This window comes from Parablautia muri (assembly GCF_009917485.1).
Taxonomy (GTDB): domain Bacteria; phylum Bacillota; class Clostridia; order Lachnospirales; family Lachnospiraceae; genus Suilimivivens; species Suilimivivens muri.
In genome coordinates, this window is record NZ_QZDT01000002.1 from 51,840 (window position 1) to 70,239 (window position 18,400).

The following is an 18,400-nucleotide window of genomic DNA, read 5'->3' on the forward strand; positions in this document are numbered from 1 at the left end:
ACAAACTTTCAGGTTGTAGCAACATGGAGGGAAAATGTGAGCAAATATAAATTTAAATTACTTATTTTCGATTTATTTTTTCTGGTTTTACTTGTTGCCACTGATCAGTTTACCAAGTATATAGCGGTATTAAAACTTAAATCGCAGCCGGCCTTCAGCATCATTGATGGCGTACTGGAATTTAATTATCTAGAAAACCGTGGCGCTGCCTTTGGCATGCTGCAGAATCAAAAATTTTTTTTCATCGTTGTAGCCTCAGCCTTTTTATGTGTGATTGCCTATGTCCTTTTCAAATCACCGGATGAAAAAAAGTACACAAAGCTTCATGTACTGCTTGTTATGATTGCTAGTGGGGCAATAGGAAATATGATAGACAGGCTGCGCTTTGATTATGTGGTAGATTTCATTTATATTGTTCTGATCAATTTTCCAATTTTTAATGTGGCAGATATGTATGTTACCTTTTCTACTGCAATCATGATTTTTCAGGTGTTTTTTGTTTACCAGGAAAATGATTTTGATTTTTTAAAATTGGGGAAATAAATGTGAATAAATTTTATTTTGTGATAACTGAGGATTTAGAGGAGGAACGGCTTGATAAATGCTTAAATCTTTTGATGGAGGATTTATCCCGTTCTTACCTGCAAAAGCTCCTAAGCAGTGGAAATATCACGGTAAACGGAAAGCAAATGAAGTCCAGTTACCGCGTCAAAACAGATGATCAAATACAACTCATTCTTCCGCCGGTCAGTCTTCCCGACATTACGCCGGAGAATATTCCCCTTGAAGTTTTATATGAGGATAAGTCTGTAATCGTAGTCAATAAGCCTAAGGGCATGGTCGTACACCCAGCGCCAGGACATTATAGTGGAACCCTTGTAAATGCCCTTTTATTTCATTGCAGCGGCGAATTAAGCGGTATCAATGGTATACTAAGACCTGGTATCGTACATCGAATTGACAGGGATACCACTGGTTCTGTGATAGCCTGCAAAAATGACAAAGCACATGCCTGTATTGCTGAGCAATTAAAGCAGCACACCATTGTAAGAAGATACCACGCAATTGTACATGGAAGACTAAAAGAGGAGCAGGGTACCATACATACAAAAATTGGCAGACACCCTACAGACCGCAAACGGATGTCCGTACTTACAAACGGTGGAAAAGATGCGATTACCCATTATAAAGTTTTAAGACAGCTTGGTAATTATTCTTATATAGAATGTAAGCTTGAGACAGGCCGAACACATCAAATACGTGTACACATGGCCCATCTTGGCCACCCTCTGCTTGGCGATGCTGTCTATGGGCCTAAAAACCGTCCTTTTCATTTAGAAGGGCAAACCCTTCATGCCAAAATTCTAGGGTTTTCCCATCCGGAAACAGGGGCCTATATTGAGACAGACGCTCCTTTGCCACAATACTTTCAAGATCTCCTTTCTAAATTTTGTAACAGTGAGTAACGATTCAGCCAGGTCTGTACATTTACTGCACAGACCGTGAGATGATTAGGGAGGGCAAAATCCCATTGCCGAAGGTGATTTTAAATGGATTTTGTATGCAACAGTGAATCCGAATGCTGAACTGTTTTACAGAGTATTTGAAAATTTTCTGACAATAGATTGAATTTCTTTTTTATTTTGTGTATAATATTTCTATCAAGGATGTGTCATTGACTGTTTGATAGCAGCATTGAGCTTAACACATTAAAGATAGGAGGTTTATATATGAATACTGTAATTACAATCGGCCGTCAGTTTGGCTCCGGAGGCCGTGAAATCGGAGAAAAAGTAGCAGAATATTTTGGAATTAAATGTTATGATAACGAGCTTTTAAGCAGAGCAGCAAAGGAAAGCGGATTTTGTGAAGAAATGCTCGAAAATCACGATGAGAGACCCACTAATTCATTTCTTTATAATCTAGTCATGGATACCTATTCTTTCGGCTATAACGCATCACATTTTGTAGATATGCCAATCAGCCACAAAGTTTTTTTAACTCAATTTGATACCATTAAAAAAATCGCCAAAGAAGAACCCTGCATTATAGTGGGCCGCTGTGCTGACTATGCATTAAGTGATATGAAAAACTGTGTGCATATCTTTATCTATGGAAACGAAGAATGCAAAATAAAAAGAATCATGAAAAAATATGATTTGGATGCAGTAAAGGCAAAGGATATGTGCATTAAAAAAGACAAACAACGCCAAAGTTACTACAATTATTATTCCTCAAAAAAATGGGGGCGTGCTGACAGTTATGATTTGTGCATCAACAGCAGTGTACTTGGCGTTGATGGTACGGTAAAACTTCTGATCCAGTATATTGAAGATTTTGAAACTAAAAACAATTAAGCAAAACGTTTAAGCATTTTAATACAATATATTATTTCATATAATTTGCCTTGGCGAATAAAATGCATATAAATTGTAAATATCAATCTTATGTTATTTATATCAGCTTTTTTGATAAATAACTTTCAATATCATACGTTATATATGCACTGTTTACAATACCCCGATTTTTTGTTATCAAAAATTGGGGTATTTCAATGTGATAAATCCAGATTAGTTATTTCACAATTTAATATTACACGTGTTTTTGTTTATAATGGGCTATATTTTGATTGTTATTTAATTTTCTAGTTTATATCAAAAATTAATTTATATATCTATGTTTGGAATGTCTTTATGGATATTTGACGATTATATTGTGAGTCTTTTCATGGTATGCTTCTGGTTCAGAAAGGTGAATGTGGTAGTGGCGATGGACAATGGTATTATTAAGATGCATCTGAAAATTTCAAATATATGTTTGATATGTTTGAATTACAGAGATGATACCCCACCAACTATTCGCAAAACACAAGTTTAACGAATAGTTGGTGGGGTATCATATTTGCCGCAATTTTTATCTTCCTGATTGTGAATCAGACGTCTCCTTTAGAAAAGCATCTTTTTCAATATAGTCTATGGAGCTGTTATATTTTGTAATATAATTCCCGGCTTTATTGGCGTCCTGATTTTCATTAGATACATTTTTTTTCAGGTATTTTCTTCTGAATTCATCAACTGTATTGATATTATTTTTTTTATTTTTTTTATACCTTTTATAAGTATACACGTACATTATAACCAAAAAAACAAATATACTTATGACTAGAAGTTTCATATGTCTGCCTTTTCCAACCTTTCATTTATTTGCATATTTCATCAGAATCAAGAACAATCGTAAATGGTCCATCATTCACAAGTGAAATTTCCATATGGGCTCCAAAAATGCCATGTGCCACATGCGGAATTTCTTTCGAACATTCTTTTAAGATGTATTCATACATCTCATTTGCAAATTCTGGCTTCCCTGCTTTGGTGAAAGACGGTCTATTTCCTTTCCGACAGTCGGCATATAGTGTAAATTGGGAAATAATAAGCAGCTCTCCGTTTACATTTTTCAAGTCTAAATTGGTTTTACCATTTTCGTCTGAAAAAATTCTTAAATTCAAAAGCTTACCAATCATTTTGTCTGCAATTTCGTAGGTGTCTAAATCGCATAACCCTACAAAAACTAAAAAGCCATTTCCAATCTCACCAACCACCTTTTGGTCTACAGATACACTGGCATTACTTACCCGTTGTATGATAAATTTCACTTTTACTTCTCTCCTTCTTTTGAATCATTATCCTTTTTGGGCTGGACGCTTCCTTTTCTTTTGCCAAGCTTCAAAAAAGTGTTCTTTATGCTTTCAATGGGTATATCTTCTTTAGGTATAAACACATCGCCTTCGTCAATGTACTTAACATTTAAATATTGATTGGTTTCTAAGGGTAATCCTCTCTTTTTGAGTAAATGATTTGCAAAGCGGCGTATAAAAGCATAAAATACTGCGAAAAGCGGAACCCCGATAATCATACCAAACACACCCATAAAACCGCCAAATATCGTAATAGAAAAAATAACCCAAAAGCCTGACAAGCCGGTTGACTGCCCTAAAATCTTAGGGCCGATTAAATTCCCGTCTACTTGCTGTAAAATCAATATGAATATAATAAAATAAACACATTTTAAAGGATTAACCATTAAAATAAGTATTGCACTGGGTACAGCTCCTAAATATGGTCCGAAGAAAGGAATTATATTGGTAACGCCTACAATAACACTTACAAGCAAAGCATATGGCATATTTAAAATGCTGGTACCAGCAAAGCAGATAAAACCTATAATAATTGAATCAATTATCTTGCCGCCAATAAATCCTATAAATGTATCACTTATAAATCGAACATCCTTAATAAGCTGGTTGGCCGTTTTGGTATTGAACAGTGCAAATGTCAGTTTTTTTGCCTGCCCCGCAAAATTTTCCTTATTAAACAATACATAAATAGAAATAACCACACCTATTATAAAGTTCCACAATACCTTAAGAACACTAATAAGGCTCAATGATACATGTTTTACCAGGGTTTCCATTTGCGGAACGATACTGTTATTCAAATAATTTGTAAATTCTTCAGAATAAGTATCAAGAAAGTTGATAACCATTTTTTCAATATCCGGATTGTCAGCCAGAAATTTGGTTGACCAGCTGGTCAGATTCTGTACATAGTAAGGAAATTGATAAGAAATACTTCTAATACTTTTCATGATATTAGGTATTAATATGGAAAAGAAACCATATATGAGATAGCCCACAATCAATATTGTAAGTAGTATAGAAAGCATACGCATATATTTTTTCTGCTTACTCGTAATATTTTTCCCATCCCTATATTCATATGGTATTTTCCAGTTGATAATAGGGATCAAAAGATGTCTTTCTATTCCGTTGACTAAAGGAGTCATGAGATATGCAAAAATAATGCCATACATGACAGGACTAACTATCCTAAAAAATGCATCCACTTGTGCAGAAAAACGGTCCCCATGAAAAACCAAATAATAAAAACAAATTGAGGCCGCAATCACTGTAAAGGCAGTGAAACCGATATGTAGATATCTCTTATTGAATTTTATTTTCATATATACCAGACAGCTAGAATTTCCAGCGCCTTCCCCTCCTTATAACATGTTCACAGCAGTGCAGAATAGTTGAATGCCTGTTGCTATGAATCCAGTATATCATTTTTTTTGAAAAGATACTATGGCTTAAGTACAAAATGTGCTAAAATAAGTAACAGTTCGTTACTTTTCACGGCTCAGGAATGCGTATTTACTGCCATTCCGTGAGAACGTGATTCAGGTGTTAGGGGCATATTTCTACGAATTATTTGTGTGAAAAGGATAAGGAAAACATTATGACTTTACAGAGAGTACTCAGTTATATCCGGCGTGCTGTAGATGATTATCATATGATAGAGCCTGGCGATAAGATTGCAGTAGGTATTTCTGGAGGTAAGGACAGTTTAACACTTCTGCATGGCCTGCATGGCCTTATGCGTTTTTATCCCAAGCCGTTTAAAATACATGCTGTAACCGTTGATTTAGGGTTTGATAATTTAAATTTAGATAAAATGAAAGAACTTTGCAATCAATTAAATGTCCCATATACTATCGTAAAAACAGATATTGCTCATATCATATTCCATGAGCGTAAAGAATCAAACCCCTGTTCGTTATGTGCAAAAATGCGAAAAGGCGCCTTAAATGAGGCAATAAAGGCTGCAGGCTGCAATAAGGTTGCATATGCCCATCACAAAGATGATGTCGTGGAAACAATGCTTATGTCTTTAATTTATGAAGGCAGATTTCATACCTTTAGTCCGGTGACTTATTTAGATCGCATGGGTTTAACGGTAATCAGACCATTAATGTACATGAACGAGGCCGATGTCATCGGATTTGTTAACAAAATGGAACTGCCAGTGATAAAAAGTCCCTGTCCAGTGGATGGATATACCAAACGAGCATACATAAAGGAATTGTTAAAAACATTAAATCAAGAAAATCCAGGGGTGAAGGAAAGAATGTTTACCGCTATTTGCAACGGAAATATGGAAGGTTGGTGTAATAATGGAAAACAGTAAAAATTATCATGATGCGCAAAACAATTTAAATACAATGAAGATGCGGGAGGTTGCAAGTACACTCCCCTCTTTTTGTAAAGATTTTTTCAGAGGAATACAGGAATATACATCATCCCGTACCAGACTTGCATATGCCTATGATCTTCGGGTCTTTTTTGAATTTATCCATACGGAAAACAAGTCCTGTTCCCATATGGAGCTCAAAGACTTCCCACTATCTATCTTAGACCAGATTACCCGGGAGGATATTGAAGAATATCTTGATTACATAACCTACTACATCAAAGATGGAAAAGAATATTCTAATAACGAAAGAGGTAAAAAAAGAAAGCTTTCTGCTTTAAAGAGCTTTTATAATTACTTCTTTTGCGCTGAACTTATCAAAACCAATCCCGCTGCTCTTGTTCCGCTTCCAAAACAGCATGAAAAAGAAATTGTACGTTTGGATGTTGATGAGGTTGCTATCTTATTAGATCAGGTTGAGGATGGCGAGAAATTGACCAAAAACCAACTAAAATATCATAATAAAACCAAAATACGTGATGTGGCATTGCTTACACTTTTGCTTGGAACGGGTATACGTGTTTCCGAATGTGTAGGTCTGGATATTGGTGACATAGATTTTAAGAATAATGGTATCAAAATACGAAGAAAGGGCGGCTATGAAACCGTAATATATTTTAGCGAGGAAGTTGCCGAAGCACTAAGCGATTATCTTGAAAAAAGATATCATATGATCCCATTAGAAGGTCATGAGAACGCGCTGTTTCTTTCTATGCAAAACCGCCGAATTACCGTACGCGCTGTTGAAAATCTGGTAAAAAAATATGCTTCCAATGTCACTGGACTTAAAAAGATAACCCCTCACAAACTGCGTAGTACTTATGGCACTGCCCTCTATCGTGAAACAGGTGATATCTACTTAGTTGCTGATGTCCTTGGTCACAAGGATGTAAATACTACCCGAAAGCACTATGCGGCACTTGAGGATAACAGACGCAGAATGGCCGCTAAAGCTGTGCAGCTTCGTGAAAAATAGCGCTAAAATTATAACGGACTATAATAAGGAAGAATCAGGTGAGCGCCTGCGGTAATCTGATCGTTGCGCAGGGAATTAATTCTTTTAACTTCCCGGATATAATCATTACAATCATCATAATAGCGTTCATCTCCATACTGCTTCGCATAGTGCCAGAGCGTATCTCCTGCTTCTATCGTAATGCTTTTATAATATTTGTATGCTTTTTCTTCATCATTTTCCTGAGCCTTTGTTCCAAAACCAAAAAGGAAGGATGAAAAAGCAACAACCAATAGAATGGTAAGAAAACACATGGCAAGACGATTGCGAAGCTGGCGCTTCCTCCTGATTCTATTTCTTATGGCTCTATGGTTCCTAATATCTTCTGTTCTCATTTCTCTCATCTCCCTGTAGTCAGCTTATTACAATGAATACAGAACAAACGTTGCGAACATTTGTTTTTGTGAGCTAATTATACAGAACAAACATTCTCTTGTCAACAATTTCAGGGAAATGTTCGAACAAATATTTGGAATATATGTTTGCTAATCATATATTTTTATGTTATACTTTATAAAATCAGTATTTTGCAACAGATCATTAGATATATGAAATTTCTTTAAAATATTTGTAGTATAATAGGATATTTGAAATAGCTATATATCGGCAAAGGATTATAATCAAGGAGGATTCTCATGGGATATGGTAAAATCAGCAGCAAACAACAGGAAATTTTAGATTATATTAAGGAAGAAATTTTAAAGCGGGGATATCCTCCGGCTGTCAGAGAGATCTGCGAAGCTGTCAATTTAAAATCAACTTCTTCTGTCCACTCACACTTAGAAACACTTGAAAAAAATGGTTATATTCGAAGGGATCCAACAAAGCCAAGGGCAATAGAGATTTGTGATGACAGTTTTCAGATGATGCGCACCGAGATGGTCAGTCTCCCAATCATCGGCCATGTTGCTGCCGGCACTCCTATTCTCGCTGAGGAAAATATTGAGAGTTATTTTCCTGTTCCTGCCGAATTAGTTCCTCATGGAGAGTCCTTTATTTTAAATGTCAAAGGGGATTCTATGATTAATGCGGGCATTTTGAATGGAGATAGAATTTTTGTAAATGTATGCAGTACGGCAAACAATGGAGATATGGTGGTTGCTCTTATTGACGATTCTGCTACGGTTAAGACTTTTTATAAGGAAGAAGGTCACATTCGTCTTCAACCGGAAAATGATACAATGGATCCGATTATTGTAGATGACTGCCAGATTTTAGGTAAAGTTTTTGGCGTATTCCGCGTTTTTCAGTAATTTCTTAAATGTAACAGAGTGCTAAGGACAGATTTTTATGCCGCCCTTGGCGCTTTAGGAACGAACAAGGCTGTTGCCTTACATTTCGTGCAACAGCCTTTGGTTTTGATTCACACAAACAACGAACCAGATGGATATTATTTAAAGCGTACATTAATATAAGAAATAATCTCCTCCACACACCTGTCATATCCCAGCTTAGAGCTATTGAGACATAAATCATAATTACGTGCATCTGTCCATTCCCTGCCCGTGTAATATTCGTAATACTCAGCCCTATGCTTATCTGTTTTTAAAATGAAACGCTCTAATTCCTTTGACGGCATACTGTGCTTTTTAGCTGCCTGTTCCATACAATACTCATGAGGTGCATGGATAAAGACACTAAGAACATTGTCATAATCTTTCAAGATAAAATCTGCACAACGCCCTGCAATCACGCAGGATTCTTCCTTCGCCAGCTGTTTAATGATTTTGGCCTGATAATTAAACAGATTCTGGGTAGAAACAAAATCATCACTTTCTGGCGGAATCAGTTCACCCCGATATATGCTGTGGGCTACTTTAAAAAGCCTGGTACTTTTCAGCTTTTCATCTGCATTGGCAAAAAGGGCCTCATTGATACCGCTGTCCTCAGAAGCTAATTTCAGGAGCTCCTTATCATAAAAATGAATCCCCATTTTTTCAGCAAGCATATTCCCTATGGTACGGCCGCCGCTGCCATATTGCCTGGCAATTGTAATTACAATTTTGTCCTTCATACTATCCCCCCATTCTTACTTGTTAATTCAGCTTTAGAAGTTCTTCTCATACGAGCTTCCTTGATTCACTATGCAGATTCATAAATCCTGATGAAAAATGCTGTTTTCAAGGCATTCTTCTTGACACTATTCTCCAAGATAAGCCTTTTTGATAGAATCATTGTTAAGAAGCTCACTCGCCTTACCTTCCAGCACTATCTTTCCGGTTTCCAGCACATAAGCCCGGTTTGAAATGGAAAGCGCTTTTTTGGCATTTTGTTCTACCAACAGCACGGTAGTTCCACTGGCGCTTACTTCCTTTATAATATCAAAAATTTCATTCACGAAAATTGGAGAAAGCCCCATAGAAGGCTCATCCATCAAAATAATTCTGGGTTGGGACATAAGGGCCCGGCCCATTGCAAGCATCTGCTGTTCACCGCCGCTTAAAGTACCGGCAAGCTGATTTTGTCTTTCCTCCAGCCTTGGAAATCGTCTGTATACAGTTTCAAGATTCCCTGCTATTTCATCCTTATCCTTTCGGGTATAAGCGCCCATTTTCAGATTTTGTAAAACAGAAAGGTTTGCAAACACGCGCCTGCCTTCCGGCACATGGGCCATTCCCATGGACACAATCTTATGGGCAGGGGTTTTGGTAATATCCTTGTCATCAAACACAACAGAGCCCTTTTTCGCTTCTAAAAGCCCGGTAATTGTGTGGAGAATGGTTGTCTTGCCAGCACCGTTTGCCCCGATCAGAGCAATGACCTCTCCCTCATTGACCTCAAAAGATACTCCTTTTATAGCCTGAATCATTCCATAATATACTTCCAGATCCTTTATTTCAAGCATTGCCATAGCTTATCCTCCATCATGCAAAACATCGTTTTTGCTTATTGTAATCATTTTAGACAAAAACTTGCCTACTCGCCTAAATATGCCGTGATAACCTGCGGATCATTGAGCACTGTGCCGGTTGCCCCCTGAGTCAGTATACGGCCGAAATTAAGCACTGTAAGCTCCTCGCAGATGCCTGAAACCAGCTTCATGTCATGCTCAATTAAGAGAATTGTCATATCAAAGCTGTCTCTCACAAAACGTATGGTATCCATAAGCTCCATTGTTTCATTTGGATTCATACCAGCAGCAGGTTCATCTAACAAAAGCAATTTTGGTTCTGTGGCCAGCGCCCTGGCAATTTCAAGTTTACGCTGCTTTCCGTAGGGAAGGTTAGCTGCCAAATAATCGGCCTCTTTCTCCAGTTCAAATACCTTCAAAAGCTCCATCGCCTTTTCTGTCATGGCCTTTTCCATTTTAAAATAGTTGGGCAGCCGCAAAATTCCTTCAATCGTGGCATATTTATAGTGATTGTGCAGTCCTGCCTTTACATTGTCTATTACACTAAGTTCTTTAAATAATCTGATGTTCTGGAAGGTTCTCGCAATTCCTGCCTTATTAATCTCTATGGTTTTTAATCCTGTAATATTCACGCCATCCAGCGTAATAATCCCTTCGCTTGGTTTATATACACCTGTAAGCAGGTTAAAGACTGTGGTTTTTCCGGCTCCATTTGGTCCAATTAAACCGTAGAGCTGTCCCTTTTTGATTGACACCTCAAAGTCATCCACTGCCCTAAGACCCCCAAAGGAAATGCCCAAATTTTTAACTTCCAATAATGCTGCCATACTTACCGCACCTCCCCGGTTTTCTTAAATAACCGCCTCAAGGAATATTTTTTTCTTAAGTTTATCAGCTTGGGGCTCCAGTTAAATAACATCATAACAATTAATACAATAGAGTAAATCAGCATACGGTAATTACTCAGTCCTCTTAAAAGCTCCGGAAGAAGTGTCAGGATTACCGCTGAAATGATGGAACCCCTTATATTTCCAATTCCACCTAAAACCACAAATACAAGTATCATAATAGACATGTTATAGCCAAAGTTTTTGGGTGTGGCCATCAAGCTGCTTAAGTTATGGGAATACAGAACACCAGCCATACCTGCAAGTGCAGCTGATACCGAAAAGGCCATCAGTTTATATTTGGTAATATTAATGCCAATCGATTCAGCCGCAATCAGATTATCCCTGATTGACATAATGGCACGTCCGTCTCTTGAATGAATCAGGTTTAATACGATAATCAGTGTGAGAATAATCAGTACAATACCAATTGTAAAGGTTGCATCTTTCGGTGTTCCGGTGATGCCCTGGGCGCCGTTAATGATCACATCTCCATCTTCTGCAAGCCCTAAGGACATAGAATCCTTCATAGAAAAATGTAAACCGCTGCTATCCTTTCCAATATACAAAACATTGATGATGCTTTTAATAATTTCCCCAAAAGCAAGGGTGACAATCGCAAGATAATCTCCCCGCAGCCTGAGAACCGGCATTCCAATCAAAAAACCTACAATCCCTGCCGAAACAGCGCCAATGATAATGGCTATCAAAAAACGCAGAAGGCTTACTTCAATTACATTCTGCATATATCTTGAAAAGAAGGCCCCTGCAAAGGCTCCAACACACATAAAGCCAGCATGCCCAAGGCTCAGCTCACCAAGAATGCCTACGGTCAAATTAAGGGATACCGCAAGAATCACATAAACACATAAGGGAACCAAAAGTCCTTGTAAAAGGCTTGAGATATGCCCTGTATTTATCATAATCTGCATAATCACATAGGCAAGAATCACAATACCATAAGTGATAAGATTGTCTTTGGCATTTTTACTTAACTTAAGTCTTTTCATGGTGAATCCCCCTTAAACCTTTTCCTTAATCTTCTTACCCAAAATACCTGTGGGTTTCACAAGAAGGACTACAATCAGCACTAAAAATACAATGGCATCTGCCATTTGGGATGAAATATATGCTTTTCCCAATATCTCAATAATTCCAAGCACAATTCCGCCAATCAGCGCTCCTGGTATTGAACCGATTCCGCCGAAAACCGCCGCAACAAACGCTTTAATACCAGGCATGGAGCCGGTATACGGCGTCAGGGAAGGGTAAGCCGAACAAAGAAGCATTCCCGCAATGGCTGCCAGCGCTGAGCCGATGGCAAAGGTAAGGGAAATGGTCCCATTTACATTAATTCCCATAAGCTGGGCAGCCCCCTTATCCTCAGAAACGGCCAGCATAGCCTGCCCTGCTTTAGTCTTGTTAATAAAAAGTGTTAGCCCAATCATAATAACAATACAGGAAATAATCGTCACAATCGTTTCTCCGGAAATCATAATCTGCCCCTCTGCCAGCTTGATTGCCGGGACTGTAACTACGGAAGTAAATGCCTTTGTATTTGCTCCAAATATAAGCAGCGCCATATTCTGGAGAAAATAGCTGACACCAATTGCCGTAATCAGCACAGCAAGGGAGGAAGCTGCCTGTCGAAGGGGTCTGTAGGCGATATACTCAATCGTTATGCCCAACAGGGTACACAGCACCACTGCTAAAAGAATTCCCACTATCGAAGGAAATCCCTGCATGCTGACTGCAAAAAATATAGTAAAACCGCCCACCATAATAACATCACCATGTGCAAAGTTCAACATTTTAGCGATACCATACACCATGGTATATCCCAAAGCTATGATGGCATATACACTTCCCAAACTGATTCCATTGATTAAATAGGATATAAAGCTCATATAAACCCCCATTCCTGTAAATATTTATTATGAATATTCATATAATTTAGCGTATAATCATTTACTAATTTAGTATAGCAGATAGAACGGTCTGCTGACAAGTATTTCCTCCTGGCCCGATTACAGGCTTTGCCAACAAGTGCAAAGCCCTAGGCTGAACCGATTCAATTATATCTTATATTATGAAGAAAGAGGGTTGACAAACCTGCAACCCTCTTTGTGCATTTCATTACAATAAACTGCCTTACGAAGCGTGACAGCGCTTGTGATTGATTGTTTTGGTGTGCTCTCAGCAGCATCCATAGCTTTTTGCAGCTGTCAGTATCTGTTATCTTACTGAATCAAAGAGTAATTTCCGTTTACAATTTCCATAGCTTTAGGTGCCTTGTTAACTGCGCCGCCAGCTTCCCAGGACATTGCCTCACCTGTAAGGCCATCAACGGAAATTTCTGTCATAGCTGCTTTTAGCTTATCGCAGATATCGGAAACACTGTCAGATGGCGCAGCGCCGCTCTGCTCAATTGCAGCCTTGATGATATATACCGCATCATAGGAATCTGCCGCAAACTGATTGGGTGTGTCACCGTAAGCAGCTTCATAAGCGCTTACAAAGGACTTGGTTGCTTCATCCTCAGCATCTGCTGCGAAAGGTGTAAGTAACATAACGCCTTCTGCCAAAGCCGTATCAAAGTTTTTTACATTAAGAATACCGTCAAGGCCATCGCATCCAAAGAATTTAGGCTCATAGTTCATAGCGTTTGCCTGTGTTAAAATTAAAGAAGCTTCTGTGTAATAAATCGGAAGGAAAATAAGCTCTGCGCCTGCATCCTTTGCCTTCTGAAGCTGTACGGAGAAATCAGTCTTATTGTCAGCGGTAAACGCTTCCGTAGATACAATTTCAAAAGGCTGATTTGCCGCTTCACCTGCAAACTTCTCATAAATACCTGAAGAATATACATCAGAGCTGTCATAAATAACAGCAACCTTTTCGGCTACATTGTTTGAGCCAATGTACTGTGCCGCACCAACACCCTGGTTCGGGTCTGTAAAACATACCTGGAATACATTATCATTTGTAATACAGTCTACGGAAGATCCTGAAGGGGTTAACTGGAACAGATTATCATTTGCGGACTCAGCTGCAACTGCAATACTGCATCCACTGGTGGTGGAACCTACCAGCATCTGCATACCCCAATCCTTTAAGGTATTGTATGCGTTAACAGATTTTTCATTATCGCACTCATCATCCTGGAAGTTGTACTCGATCATACATCCATTGATACCGCCTGCTTCATTGATTTCTTTGATGGCAAGGTCGGCGCCATTTTGAACGGCAATACCATAAACTGCTGCTCCGCCTGTTGCCGGACCAATTGCACCTATCTTATAGGTCTCTCCTGATCCTGCTGCAGGGGCTGCTTCCTCACTTCCTGCATCAGCATCTGATTCTGTCTCTGCCGCATCAGCGTTATCAGCTTCTGCTTCTGTGCCTGCGCTCTCAGAACCTGCATCGTTCACATCCTGGCTGCCGGAATTTCCACAGCCTGCAAGCATAACAGTTACCATAGATGCCGCAAGTAAAAGGCTAACTACTTTTTTCTTCATAATTTGCTCCTCCTCTAAAATATTTTCGCATCAGACATAAAATGAATACCATAAACATTGCCTGCTGCGTATAAAAGACGCCGAACGTCTTTTAACTTTACGAGAAATAATAACGCAAATATGAATTATTGTCAACTTTATAAACATTTTTTTAATTTATAAACAGATATTTCCCTATATTACTCTCATTTTTATACATTTTATACATTTATTGTATAACATATATTTTAAAGGAAGGGAAAGAATAAAATTGTAAGCCTGAATTGTAAGACTTCAAATTTGATGAAAAAGAAGAATGGAGGGTTTGAAATGAATAATAAATGCTTAGACTGTATCGCACTTACCATTGCAATTATTGGTGCGGTTAACTGGGGGTTAATCGGATTCTTTTCTTTTGACCTTGTATCCTTTATTTTCGGCAATATGTCCTGGCTGGCCAGAATCATATATGCAGTAGTGGGAATCTGCGGCCTTTATCTGATCACTTTCTATATGTATACTGGCGGTACGCGTAAAACTGCTGAGCAATAAAAAAACAGATGTTTTTTAAAGCACGCTGTTAAATGCTGAGCAAAACACATTTTTAAGGAATCAGGCTGATCATTTTGACTAACCTTTCAATCGGCCTGATTCCTTTACATATTCATTCAAACTATATAAAATGGTCTTTGAAATGTCTCATTCTTATAAATCTTGTGGTGAAATCGTTTTGCCATCACACCAAATCCGCTCTAGATCATAAAAAAGACGGTTTTCTTTGTCAAAGATATGAACAATAATATCCTTGAAGTCAAGAAGCACCCAATTAGCATTGTCATACCCTTCTATCTGCTTCACAGGATATCCCGCTCGTCCAAGCTTTTCCTCCACTGCATCGCAAAGTGTTTGAATCTGATTCCTGTTATTTCCACTGGCAATGATAAAATAATCTGCAAGCACAGAAATGCGGCTAATATCAATTACCCTGATATCCTCTGCCTTTTTATCTTCCAGCGCTTCTATGGCCATCCTTGCCATTCCTTTTATTCTTTCTCCGGATAAATCTGCCATTTTAATTCCTCCATTCCTGTAAGCAGCAACTAATCCTCTTGTCTTTTTTCTATTTGTATATATGCCTTATAATAATCATAGGTTTTTTGGGTCATAGGATCACTTGTGCCGCCGATTTCCTTAAGATACTCGAGTGTATCTTCCAAAATTTTCAAAAGCGCTTCATCCAAATCCCGGAAAGCCAGCTCTCTAACCTGTGGCAGGTTAGGGGCATGCCTTCTTCCCGGCTCAATATAATCTGCAATATAAATAATTTTCTCAAGCTGGGACATTCCAGGTCTTCCGGTGGTGTGGTATAAAATTGCATTTAAAATATCCCTATCCACAATATGGAACTGCTTCCTGGCAATATAACTTCCTACCTTTGCATGAAGCAAATAAAGATTTTTTCTTTCTATCTCAGAAATTTCCAAGTTATGCTTGTCACAGATTTCCAGCTTTTTTTCATTGGACATACATTTTGCGCAATCATGTAACAGCCCTGCAACAATCGCTTTTTCATAGTCCGCTCCGTAACACATGGCCAGGGAGGACGCTGTATAGGCAACTCCCAAGGTATGCTCATAGCGTTTAGGGTCCAGTGTTTTTTCCATCTTTTTCATAATTTTTCTTGTGTCAGCAATTTTCATGTTTATACCCCCTGCATACCACAGCTATGCTTACGATACTGCCGCCAATTATACCCTCTTGTTACAAAATAAATTATTCTGCTCAATATAGGCAAACACGTTTTCAGGAACCATATAACGAATAGAATGACCTTCCTTTCGCTTTTGCCGGATTTCTGAAGATGAAATATCCACATATCTTGTTGGGAGCATACGGATATCTGCGTGATATTGAAAGACTATCCTTTTAACTTTTTCCATCAGCTGCTTTTCAACGCCTGTTCCACGAACCGCTACAACCATAACACAATTTTTTAAAACCAATGCAGGCTCTTTCCAGCTCTCTAAAGTAAGAAGCGTATCGGCGCCTGCAATGAAATAAAATTCATCTTCTGGATATTGGCTTTTCAACTCAGCCAAAGTATCACAAGTATAAGTGGGGCCCTGTCGTTTTAATTCCATTAAAGACAAACAAAAATAGGGATTTCCTTCAATAGCAAGCTCTACCATATATGCTCGTTCTTCCCCCTTTAAGATAGAAGATGCATTCTTCATATAAGAATTTCCACTGGGCATAAAAATGACTTTATCAAGGCCCAAAATCTCTCTGGCAGTTTCTGCCAAAAGTAAATGTCCATTATGGATTGGATTAAAGGTTCCGCCCATAATACCAATTTTTTTACCCATCTATTTGAATCCTTTCCAGGAGTCATTCCTATCAGCAATGCCCACTATGGCAGTTCAATTTTCTTACGATCCTTACTTTCCTTATATAATACAATCTTTCTGCCAATCACCTGCACAACCTGTGACTGTGTTCTGCCCGCGAGAACATCTGCCATCTGTCTTGGATCCTCCATACAATTTTTTAAAACAGAGATTTTTACCAGCTCTCTGGTGTTAAAAAGTTCATCGACTGCTCCGGTCACTTCTGGTGAGAGTCCTCCTTTTCCGATTTGAAACACTGATTCCAGATTCATAGCCAGACCTTTTAAATATGCACGTTGTTTACTTGTCATCGGCGCCTCCTAATTTGTAATGATATATCTTTCGTAATTATTTATAATAATCAAAGGACAGGCCATACATTCTGACCGTATCACCCTCCTGTATTCCCAGCGCTTCTAGCTGATCCAAAATACCATTTTCCTTTAAAAAGTTTTGGAAGAAGGCAAAACCCTTTTCCGATTCAAGGTTCGTATATCCCAGCATTTTTTCAATCCTTGGGCCTTCTATCACATACTCTTGTGCTGCTTCATCATAAATAACTGTGTAGGGATCCTCCGAAACGGAAAGCATGTATTCCGGAAAAAATTCCTGTTCAAATATAATAGGTTTATCATCAAGCCGGTCAAGCATATTCCTGACATGATATAGCAGTTCCCTGATACCTTTTCCGCTGATGGCAGAAATAGGATATACAGAAACACCTTTAGGTTCAAATTCTTTCTTAAGGCGAATAATAGGATCATCTCCCCCATCTACATAGATCATATCCGTCTTATTAGCTGCAATTACTTGGGGACGCAGGGCAATATCCGGATTATAGGCTTCAAGCTCTTTGTTAATCGCATAAATATCTTCTATAGGGTCACGTCCTTCTGTTCCTGCCGCATCCACCATATGAATTATCACCTTAGTTCTTTCAATATGGCGCAAAAATTCAAAGCCAAGGCCAATTCCCTCCGAAGCCCCCTCTATTAAGCCTGGGATATCAGCGATTACAAAGCCTTTGGCATCCTGTAAATCCACCACACCAAGATGTGGATTAAGCGTAGTAAAATGATAATTGGCCACTTTGGGCCTTGCATTGGAAACCTTTGTAAGGAGCGTTGATTTTCCCACATTGGGAAAGCCTACCAACCCTACATCTGCAATGACTTTCAGCTCCATAAGAAGCTCTAATTCCTTGGAGGGCTGACCAGGCTGCGCATACTTAGGCGCCTGCATGGTGCTGGTGGCATAATGCTGATTGCCATTACCACCACGTCCTCCTGAAAGCAGAACAAAATTTCTGTTTTCACCGGACATGTCTGTGATTACTTTTCCACTCTCTGCTTCCCTGATTACGGTGCCTTCCGGTACTTTTAAAATGATATCGGCTCCATTTTTGCCACGGCAATTGCGCTTTTTGCCATTTTCCCCATCCTGCGCATGGTACTTTTGCACATGACGGTAATCTGTGAGGGTATTAAGGCCGTCATCTACCACAAGGATAACACTTCCGCCGTCTCCTCCATCTCCTCCGTCAGGCCCGCCGTTGGGTACATATTTTTCACGCCGGAAGGACACATGGCCGTCACCGCCCTTGCCGCTTCTGACGTAAATTTTTGCTCTGTCTGCAAACATCTTAGCCCTCCATGATGCCTAAAGCCCAAAAATCGGGTC

At 38.8% G+C, this 18,400-nt stretch carries 21 protein-coding genes; 7 read left to right on the forward strand and 14 right to left on the reverse strand.

Annotated features, from left to right (window positions below; all coding sequences use genetic code 11):
- Window positions 1-36 precede the first annotated feature (36 nt).
- From lspA to D5281_RS02265, 3 genes are all read left to right on the forward strand, one after another.
- Window positions 37-543: a signal peptidase II gene (gene lspA / locus D5281_RS02255; RefSeq protein WP_330584759.1), complete on the forward strand. Its 507-nt coding sequence runs from the start codon at window positions 37-39 to the stop codon at window positions 541-543.
- A gap of 2 nt (window positions 544-545) precedes the next feature.
- Window positions 546-1,466 carry an RluA family pseudouridine synthase gene (locus D5281_RS02260; protein ID WP_330584760.1) on the forward strand — a complete coding sequence of 307 codons (921 nt, stop codon included), beginning with the start codon at window positions 546-548 and terminating at the stop codon, window positions 1,464-1,466.
- Window positions 1,467-1,730: 264 nt separating this feature from the next.
- On the forward strand, window positions 1,731-2,357 hold the full coding sequence (locus tag D5281_RS02265) for a cytidylate kinase-like family protein (RefSeq protein ID WP_160558527.1): 627 nt from the start codon (window positions 1,731-1,733) through the stop codon (window positions 2,355-2,357).
- 842 nt (window positions 2,358-3,199) lie between these two features.
- On the opposite strand, the gene dtd is transcribed toward D5281_RS02265, so the two are convergent.
- Together dtd and D5281_RS02275 are read right to left on the reverse strand one after the other, a co-directional pair.
- Window positions 3,200-3,652, reverse strand: coding sequence for a D-aminoacyl-tRNA deacylase (dtd, locus tag D5281_RS02270; RefSeq protein WP_330584761.1), 453 nt, complete (start codon window positions 3,650-3,652; stop codon window positions 3,200-3,202).
- Window positions 3,653-3,654: 2 nt separating this feature from the next.
- Window positions 3,655-5,019: an AI-2E family transporter gene (locus tag D5281_RS02275; protein WP_160558528.1), complete on the reverse strand. Its 1,365-nt coding sequence runs from the start codon at window positions 5,017-5,019 to the stop codon at window positions 3,655-3,657.
- Window positions 5,020-5,294: 275 nt separating this feature from the next.
- Between D5281_RS02275 and D5281_RS02280 the strand changes: the two genes are divergently transcribed.
- Together D5281_RS02280 and D5281_RS02285 are read left to right on the forward strand one after the other, a co-directional pair.
- Window positions 5,295-6,023 (forward strand): tRNA lysidine(34) synthetase, encoded by a 729-nt coding sequence (locus D5281_RS02280; RefSeq protein ID WP_160558529.1) that lies wholly within the window; start codon window positions 5,295-5,297, stop codon window positions 6,021-6,023.
- Between the two features lie 34 nt (window positions 6,024-6,057).
- Window positions 6,058-7,062 carry a tyrosine-type recombinase/integrase gene (locus D5281_RS02285; protein ID WP_408637258.1) on the forward strand — a complete coding sequence of 335 codons (1,005 nt, stop codon included), beginning with the start codon at window positions 6,058-6,060 and terminating at the stop codon, window positions 7,060-7,062.
- An 8-nt stretch (window positions 7,063-7,070) separates the two neighbouring features.
- Here the strand turns inward: D5281_RS02285 and D5281_RS02290 are convergent, their stop codons facing one another.
- Window positions 7,071-7,436 (reverse strand): hypothetical protein, encoded by a 366-nt coding sequence (locus D5281_RS02290; protein WP_160558531.1) that lies wholly within the window; start codon window positions 7,434-7,436, stop codon window positions 7,071-7,073.
- 300 nt (window positions 7,437-7,736) lie between these two features.
- On the opposite strand from D5281_RS02290, the gene lexA reads away from it, so the two are divergent.
- Window positions 7,737-8,354 carry a transcriptional repressor LexA gene (gene lexA, locus D5281_RS02295; RefSeq protein WP_160558532.1) on the forward strand — a complete coding sequence of 206 codons (618 nt, stop codon included), beginning with the start codon at window positions 7,737-7,739 and terminating at the stop codon, window positions 8,352-8,354.
- A gap of 137 nt (window positions 8,355-8,491) precedes the next feature.
- Here lexA and D5281_RS02300 read toward each other — a convergent pair whose 3' ends face one another.
- From D5281_RS02300 to D5281_RS02325, 6 genes are all read right to left on the reverse strand, one after another.
- A complete protein-coding gene (locus tag D5281_RS02300; protein ID WP_160558533.1) occupies window positions 8,492-9,115 on the reverse strand; it encodes a cytidylate kinase-like family protein in 624 nt (207 codons plus the stop codon).
- Between the two features lie 126 nt (window positions 9,116-9,241).
- Window positions 9,242-9,952: an ABC transporter ATP-binding protein gene (locus D5281_RS02305; protein ID WP_160558534.1), complete on the reverse strand. Its 711-nt coding sequence runs from the start codon at window positions 9,950-9,952 to the stop codon at window positions 9,242-9,244.
- 65 nt (window positions 9,953-10,017) lie between these two features.
- Window positions 10,018-10,779 (reverse strand): ABC transporter ATP-binding protein, encoded by a 762-nt coding sequence (locus D5281_RS02310; protein WP_160558535.1) that lies wholly within the window; start codon window positions 10,777-10,779, stop codon window positions 10,018-10,020.
- A gap of 2 nt (window positions 10,780-10,781) precedes the next feature.
- The gene (locus D5281_RS02315; protein WP_160558536.1) at window positions 10,782-11,849 is read right to left on the reverse strand and encodes a branched-chain amino acid ABC transporter permease; all 1,068 of its coding nucleotides are present in this window, start codon (window positions 11,847-11,849) and stop codon (window positions 10,782-10,784) included.
- 12 nt (window positions 11,850-11,861) lie between these two features.
- Window positions 11,862-12,746 carry a branched-chain amino acid ABC transporter permease gene (locus D5281_RS02320; protein ID WP_160558537.1) on the reverse strand — a complete coding sequence of 295 codons (885 nt, stop codon included), beginning with the start codon at window positions 12,744-12,746 and terminating at the stop codon, window positions 11,862-11,864.
- Window positions 12,747-13,079: 333 nt separating this feature from the next.
- On the reverse strand, window positions 13,080-14,354 hold the full coding sequence (locus D5281_RS02325; RefSeq protein ID WP_160558538.1) for an ABC transporter substrate-binding protein: 1,275 nt from the start codon (window positions 14,352-14,354) through the stop codon (window positions 13,080-13,082).
- A gap of 309 nt (window positions 14,355-14,663) precedes the next feature.
- On the opposite strand from D5281_RS02325, the gene D5281_RS02330 reads away from it, so the two are divergent.
- Window positions 14,664-14,885 carry a DUF378 domain-containing protein gene (locus D5281_RS02330; RefSeq protein ID WP_160558539.1) on the forward strand — a complete coding sequence of 74 codons (222 nt, stop codon included), beginning with the start codon at window positions 14,664-14,666 and terminating at the stop codon, window positions 14,883-14,885.
- A 153-nt stretch (window positions 14,886-15,038) separates the two neighbouring features.
- Here D5281_RS02330 and rsfS read toward each other — a convergent pair whose 3' ends face one another.
- The 5 genes from rsfS to obgE are packed head-to-tail and all read right to left on the reverse strand — an operon-like array spanning window position 15,039 to window position 18,361.
- Entirely contained in the window at window positions 15,039-15,404 is a 366-nt protein-coding gene (gene rsfS, locus D5281_RS02335; RefSeq protein ID WP_160558540.1) for a ribosome silencing factor, read from the reverse strand.
- A 29-nt stretch (window positions 15,405-15,433) separates the two neighbouring features.
- The gene (gene yqeK / locus D5281_RS02340; protein WP_160558541.1) at window positions 15,434-16,033 is read right to left on the reverse strand and encodes a bis(5'-nucleosyl)-tetraphosphatase (symmetrical) YqeK; all 600 of its coding nucleotides are present in this window, start codon (window positions 16,031-16,033) and stop codon (window positions 15,434-15,436) included.
- A 48-nt stretch (window positions 16,034-16,081) separates the two neighbouring features.
- Window positions 16,082-16,699, reverse strand: a complete 618-nt coding sequence (nadD, locus tag D5281_RS02345) for a nicotinate-nucleotide adenylyltransferase (protein ID WP_160558542.1) — start codon at window positions 16,697-16,699, stop codon at window positions 16,082-16,084.
- Window positions 16,700-16,743: 44 nt separating this feature from the next.
- A complete protein-coding gene (gene yhbY, locus D5281_RS02350; RefSeq protein WP_160558543.1) occupies window positions 16,744-17,031 on the reverse strand; it encodes a ribosome assembly RNA-binding protein YhbY in 288 nt (95 codons plus the stop codon).
- Between the two features lie 37 nt (window positions 17,032-17,068).
- Window positions 17,069-18,361 (reverse strand): GTPase ObgE, encoded by a 1,293-nt coding sequence (obgE, locus tag D5281_RS02355; protein WP_160558544.1) that lies wholly within the window; start codon window positions 18,359-18,361, stop codon window positions 17,069-17,071.
- Between the last annotated feature and the right edge of the window lie 39 nt (window positions 18,362-18,400).